This is a genomic window from Caulobacter sp. 17J65-9 (assembly GCF_010975005.1).
Classification (GTDB): domain Bacteria; phylum Pseudomonadota; class Alphaproteobacteria; order Caulobacterales; family Caulobacteraceae; genus 17J80-11.
Genome location: NZ_JAAIVC010000194.1, coordinates 1 through 6,181 on the forward strand (window position 1 = coordinate 1; position 6,181 = coordinate 6,181).

The 6,181-nt window shown below is 73.9% G+C and carries 6 protein-coding genes; all 6 read left to right on the plus strand.

Annotation, left to right across the window (positions count from 1 at the left end; all coding sequences use genetic code 11):
- Positions 1–1,518: serine hydrolase domain-containing protein (locus G3573_RS19160; RefSeq protein WP_163263284.1), on the plus strand; the 1,518-nt coding region annotated here is incomplete at its 5' end.
- Positions 1,519–1,873: 355 nt separating this feature from the next.
- Entirely contained in the window at positions 1,874–2,119 is a 246-nt protein-coding gene (locus tag G3573_RS19165) for a hypothetical protein (RefSeq protein WP_163263285.1), read from the plus strand.
- A gap of 28 nt (positions 2,120–2,147) precedes the next feature.
- On the plus strand, positions 2,148–2,528 hold the full coding sequence (locus G3573_RS19170) for a GFA family protein (protein ID WP_163263286.1): 381 nt from the start codon (positions 2,148–2,150) through the stop codon (positions 2,526–2,528).
- A gap of 233 nt (positions 2,529–2,761) precedes the next feature.
- The gene (locus G3573_RS19175) at positions 2,762–3,307 is read left to right on the plus strand and encodes a hypothetical protein (protein WP_163263287.1); all 546 of its coding nucleotides are present in this window, start codon (positions 2,762–2,764) and stop codon (positions 3,305–3,307) included.
- Positions 3,304–4,524: a hypothetical protein gene (locus G3573_RS19180; protein ID WP_163263288.1), complete on the plus strand. Its 1,221-nt coding sequence runs from the start codon at positions 3,304–3,306 to the stop codon at positions 4,522–4,524. The genes G3573_RS19175 and G3573_RS19180 overlap by 4 nt, the downstream gene beginning before the upstream one ends.
- Positions 4,525–4,559: 35 nt before the next feature.
- Positions 4,560–6,181, plus strand: a 1,622-nt coding sequence (locus G3573_RS19185; protein ID WP_163263289.1) for an ankyrin repeat domain-containing protein, incomplete at its 3' end; no start/stop codon positions are given.

Genomic DNA, 6,181 nt, shown 5'->3' on the forward strand with positions numbered 1-6,181 from the left:
GTGCTGGCCTTCGCCGCGCCGGCCCAGGCCCAGGCCCAGGCGCCGGCGCCGGAGGCGGCGGTGGACGCGCTGTTCGTGTGGGCCGGGCCGCAGACGCCGGGCTGCGCGCTGGCGGTGGAGCGGGACGGGCGGCGGCTGATGACCCGCGCCTGGGGCTCGGCCGATCTGGAGCACGACGTACCGGTCACGGCCGACACGGTGTTCGAGGCGGGCTCGGTGTCCAAGCAGTTCACCGCCGCGGCCGTGCTGCTGCTGGCCGCCGACGGCAAGCTGAGCCTCAAGGACGACGTGCGGCGCTGGTTTCCGGAGCTGCCCGACTACGGCCAGCCGATCACCGTCGAGCAATTGCTGAACCACACCAGCGGCCTGCGCGACTGGGGCAGCCTGGAGGGCCTGGCCGGCTGGCCGCGCAGCGAGCGGGTCTACGGCCAGGCCGACACCCTGGACATGATCGCCCGCCAGAAGAGCCTGAACTATCGGCCCGGCGCGGAGTGGTCCTACACCAACAGCGGCTACAGCCTGGCCGCCCTGCTGGTCGAGCGGGCCAGCGGGAAGAGCCTGGCTGACTTCACGGCGGAGCGTCTGTTCAGGCCGCTGGGCATGACCTCGACCCGCTGGCGCGATCATTTCCGGGCGGTGGTGAAGAACCGCGCGGTCGCCTACCAGCCGGGCGCGGGCGGCTGGGAACAGCTGATGCCGTTCGAGGACACCCACGGCCACGGCGGCCTGCTGACCACGGTCGGCGACCTGCTGGTCTGGAATCGCGCCCTGCAGGCCGACCGGTTCGGCTTGGGCGAGGGGCTGGCGACGCGCGCCAGCTTGAGCGACGGGGCGCCGACGAACTATGCGCGCGGGCTGTTCCTGGACGGGGCCCAAGGGCGCCGCTCGGTCTGGCACTCGGGCTCGACCGCCGGCTATCGCGCCTTCCTGGCCCGGACCTGGGCCGAGGGGCAGGCCTCGCCGGTGTCCGTCGCCGTATTGTGCAACGCCTCCAACGCCGATGCCGGGTCCGCCGCGCGCAAGGCGGCTGACGCCTTCCTGCCGCCCCGGCCGGCCGTGCAGGCGCCGCTCGCGCTACGGCCGCCGGCGGGTCTGTATGTCGACGCCCGCACCGGCTTTCCGCTCAGCCTGAGCGTGGGCGGGCGCGAACTGGGGGGCGACGCGATCGAGCTGAAGCGGGACGGGACCTTCGAGCGGCGCTTCGCCGACGGCAACCGGGCGCTCTACCGGCCGGCCGCGCCGGTCGAGCCGGCGATCGACCTCCAGGCCCTGGCCGGCCGCTGGACCAGCGACGAGATCGGCGCGACCTGGGTGTTGAGCGTCCGCGACGGCGTGCTGCGGCTGGCCATCGACCGGCGCCCGGGCTTCGAGGCCACCCTGCGCCCGGTCTACCGCGACGCCTTCACCGACGGCGAGGGCGACCTGGTGCGGGTGATCCGCGACGCCGCCGGCCGCCCGGTGGAGCTGTCGATCGGCGAAGCGCGCGTGCGCGATTTGCGGTTCCGGCGGGTGGGGTAGGGGGCTGGGCTCGCGCGACGGCCCCCGTCGCACTCCGCTGGAGCCCCCCACGGCGGCTGCGCCGCCTGCTCCCCCCAGCGCTCTGCTCGGGGGGAGATCTTGGAAGGGCGGCCGCCCCGGCCGGAGCCAGGCTTGGATCTCCAGCTGCGAACCTGCCGGACGGCCGGTCGAACTCAAGGCTGGCGCGCGTCGCGCGCCACCGCGGAGCGGCGGGCTTCGCCCGGCCTTGACTTCGATCGGCCGACCGGCGCTCGTTCAGCTGGGAGATCAAAGCCGGGGAGGGCGCGGGGCGCGCCTCCGGACAGGGGGCGTCGATGGCGGCCATGTACGAGGGCGGCGCGGAAAGGGTCGCGACGTGACCTGGTCCGAGGGCTGGTCGATCACCGCCCCGTTACTGGCGACCCTGATCGTATCGGGGGTGGTGGCTCACGGTTTGCGCACGGGCCGATACTCCGGCGTCGCCACCAAGCCTTCGCGCTACGATGATCCGATCACGTATTGGGGCGTGACGGTCGTGTTGCTCGTGATCGGCGCGGCTTTCGCGTTTCTGTTCACCGCAATGGCGTACCCGCGCGTGGCCGACCTGCTCGCTCGTTCCTGAGCCGCAGCAGAGAGAAGGAGAAATTCGCATGCACAAGGGCGCCTGCCTCTGCGGCGCGGTCCGGGTCGAGGTCGAGGGCGAGCTCGCCCCGCCGGACGCCTGCCACTGCAGCCAGTGCCGCCGCCAGTCCGGCCACTTCTGGGCCTCGACCGACCTGCCGCGCGAGCGGGTGAGGATCGACGGGGCCGAAAACCTGAGCTGGTTCCAGGCCTCGGAGAAGGTGCGCCGCGGCTTCTGCTCGACCTGCGGCTCGTTCCTGTTCTGGGATCCCGTAGGCCGGGACAAGATCGCCGTGGCCATGGGCGCCTTCGACACGCCGACCGGCACGCGTCTGGCCAAGCACATCTTCACCGCCGACAAGGGCGACTACTACGACATCGCCGACGGCCTGCCGCAGAACGCGCGGTAGCCTTAGATCCTCCCCCTAGCGAAGCTCTGGGGGAGGGGGACCGCGAAGCGGTGGAGGGGGCTCCAGTTTGGCGCGACGACCGCCGCCGCACTCCGCTGGAGCCCCCCACGGCGGCTTCGCCGCCTGCTCCCCCCAGCGCTCCGCTCGGGGGGAGATATTCCTCCACCTGCACCCAGCGTTGCGGTTGCTCCCCGCGCACGCTTAACTGGCTCCGGGGTGTCCGGAGGGAGTTCATGCGCAGCCTTGTCGGAGGAACCGCGACCATCGCGGCGCTGCTGCTGGCCAGCTGCGCCAGCACGCCGCCCGCGCCGGGGCCGGGCGTGGAGCTGATCACCTACAAGACGTCGCCCGGCGGACCGATCTGCGAGCCCTGCGAGACCCTCGCCTTCACCGCCGCCTCCGACGGCCGGGTCTGGGTCGAGCGGGGCTACAGCTTGCCGGGCGAGCACCGCGAGTGGCGCACCGTCCGGCATCGCCGGCAGGTCACGCCCGAGCAGTTCGCCCGCTTCCGCGAGGCCCTGGCGGCCTACCGGCCGGTCGGCGAGCGCCGGATGACCGACGCGCCGCCCTGCAAGACGTTCACCTACGACCTGGCGCAGGTCACCCTGACCTGGCGCGGCGGCGGGCCGGACGGGCTGCTGCAATACGACTTCGGCTGCGACCTCGAGGCGCCCGAAGACGTGCCCATGGCGCTGATGATCGCGCCGACCCTGCTCGGGCTCGAGCACCCCGACGGACCCTCCGCGCCTCGGGCGCCCAGGGGAGGGCCGTCGCGGTGACGCTCCGCAATCGCCTGCTCTCCGCCGCCGTCACCCTGGCGGCGGCGCTGACCGCCGCCCAGGCCGCCGCCTGCGAATGGGCCAATGACTACGCGCACGACGCCGCCACACGGCGCTCGCCGGCCTCGGCCTATGCGGACGCGGCGACCGTGGACTGGATCCGCATCGAGCCGCCGGGACCGCCGGCCTGCCCGCGGCCGCCCAAGTGGCAGGACGACGAGGCGGCGATGGACCGCGCCTGGGAGGCTTATCCGGCCGAGTGCCAGGGGCTCGAGCCGGCCAACGTGCGGTTCACGGCCAGCGTCGTCGAGCGACTGAAGGGCGCTTCTCCCGATCGCTTCGATCTGTTCGACCGGGGCAGGGGCGGGGATCACGTGCGTCCGCTCACCGACCTGCGCTCGGGCTCGGCCGTGAACCAGGTCTATGTCGGCCTGCATGAGAAGGCGACCGCCGACCGGCGCCACCGCACCGACGCCTTCTGGCTGGACGGCGACCTCGGTCCGTCGCGGGACGGGCGCGACTCCTGCGGCGGCCTCGGCGCCCTCGATCCGCGCATGAGCTATGTCGTTTTCCGTGACGCCGGGGGCGCGGTGACGGCGCTGGAACCCGTGCTGTACGGCGACGACGAACTGCTGGCCCGCCTGCGTCGCGCCGCATCGGAGCCCGCGGCCCTGGCCCGGCCGGTTTCGACGCCTGACTTCTTCCGCGGCGCCAGCCGCCTGATCCTCGTGCAGGTGGACCGCTGCCGTAGCGGCGAAAGGGACGTCCAGGCCCGGCTGCTGCGCGGCGATGCCGACGCCTTTCCGCGCGAGGACTACCGCGAGGTGCGCCCGAACGAGTCCGAGCTGGTGCGGGTGGACGGGATCGACGTGGATTTCCTCCACGACTGGTTCGTCTGGACGCATGGCCGCTGCGGCGGCCAGACCCTGCTGGTGGTGGACCGGGGCTACGAGACCGTGCCCGCGGCCGAGCTTGATTGGGACTACGCGTTGGCTGAGGCGTCCGAGGCCCGCGACGACCGCGCCATGCCGGATCGCGCGACGTATGTGGCGTCCTTGTCCGGCCGCTACTCGCCCCGCGTCGTCGAAGTGCGCGACGGGCGCCTGCGGCCGGCCGAGCTGAGCCCCGAGGCGGCGCTGCTCGGGCCGGCCGAGATCACGGTCGACGAGGCGTTCGCCTGGTTCGACGAGGGGCGGGCGGCGCGCGTGCGGCGGTAGGTAGCTTCGCTTTGAAGGTTTGCCGGGGGGCGGTGATGGCGTGGCGCGAGCGTATGGCGGTTCTGCTGGCCGGCGTGGCCCTGGTGTGGGCGCCTCCGGCGGTGGGGCAGGCGGCTGGTTCGGCGTCGGGCAAGAGTGCTCTGCCGGTCTGCCAGCCCGACGACGCCTACTGCCTGGGGCTACGGGCCAAGACCGAGCGGCTGAACCGGCGCGACCCCGCGGCCGAGGCCGCGGCCGCCGCCGCGCGCGGCGACTTCCGCCTGGGCGCCTACCAGAGCATCGGGCCGATGCCGATGGGTTGGGAGACGCCCGGTGTCGCCTGTTCGGCCTGGACGCGCGAGCTGATCTCCAAGTGGCACGTCACCCAGGACGTGGTCCGCGTCGGCGACCACGAGCACTCGGTCGCGGCGATCGCCTTCCTGGCCGCCTACAACCGCGCGGTCGTCGCCCAGCCGGGCTTTCCGTACACGGACGTGTGCGCGCCGAAGAGCGCGAAGCCGGCCGCACGCTACACGGGCCCGGTGCGCGACGCCGGCCAGGCGGCCCGCTCAGGCGACCCGGCGGCGGTAGCGGCCCTGCCGGCGGGCGTGGACGTGAACGCGGTCGATCCGCTGGGCAAGCGTCCTCTGGAGTGGGCCGCGGCGCGCGGCGACGAGCCGATGATGCTGGCCCTGCTGGCGCGCGGGGCCGATCCGAACCTGCGTGAGTGGTTCAACCCCGCGCCCCTGGCCCTAGCCCTGAAGCAGGACCGCTTCGACCTGGCCCGGGCGATGATCGCCCACGGCGCGGAAATGCGTGGCGACCCCGGCCTTTGCGACTTCCCGGCCAAGCCCGGCCAGCCGCCCTGCTCGTGGATCGGGGTGCTGGTCGAGAAGCGCCGCTGGGACCTGCTGGACGACGCGGTCCGCATCCTCGACGCGTCCGCGCCGGCGAATACGGTCGACATCCGGGCCGAGGCGACGCCGACCTTCTTCGCGGCGGTGGCGGCGAACGACGCCGAGGCGTTCGCGCACCTGCTGCCCCACGTCGGCCGCTCCGGCGGCGAGATGAGCACGCTGGACCGGCTGTACGGGCTGGGGCGGCGCGACTTGGTGCGGGCCTATGTCGCCAGCCGTGGCGCGCGGGCTGCGCGCAGCGAGGCGGAAGCGCGGCTGTGGCGGGCCGCCGCCGAGGCCGGCCAGGACGACGCTCTGGCCTTCATGCACGACTTCGGCGCCGAGCTGAACCTGTTGCCCAAGGCCCGCCTCGACGCGTGCGAAGCCAAGGCCCGGGCGGGCTCGGTCGAGGGCCTGCTGGCCTGCGTGCGCGAGGCTGGCGAGCGCGAGCAGCGGCTCAACACGGCCCTGGCGGCGGGCGACGTCGCGACGGCGCGGGGCCTGCTGGTGGAGGCGGCGGACCTGCGCGAACGCAACAAGCCCGCCCTGCTGTACGCCCTGGCCGCCACCGGCTCGCTGCCGCTGGTCGAGATCTACCTGGCGGTCGAGCCGAGGCCTGTCCCGTTCGTACCGGGCGCGCCGGCGCAGGCCGCCTACGCCGGGCCGTACAGGGAGGCGGCGCAGGCGGCGCTCGCCAAGACGGCGCGCCCGCGGGCGACCTATGCGCTCGGGCCCGCGGCCCGGCGCGGCGACGCGGCCATGGTGCGCCGGCTGGCCGAGGC

Bases quoted from the DNA above. Each gene is read 5' to 3' on its own strand.
- G3573_RS19170 (WP_163263286.1), top strand. From the start codon at position 2,148: ATGCACAAGGGCGCCTGCCTCTGCGGCGCGGTCCGGGTCGAGGTCGAG.
- G3573_RS19175 (WP_163263287.1), top strand. From the start codon at position 2,762: ATGCGCAGCCTTGTCGGAGGAACCGCGACCATCGCGGCGCTGCTGCTG.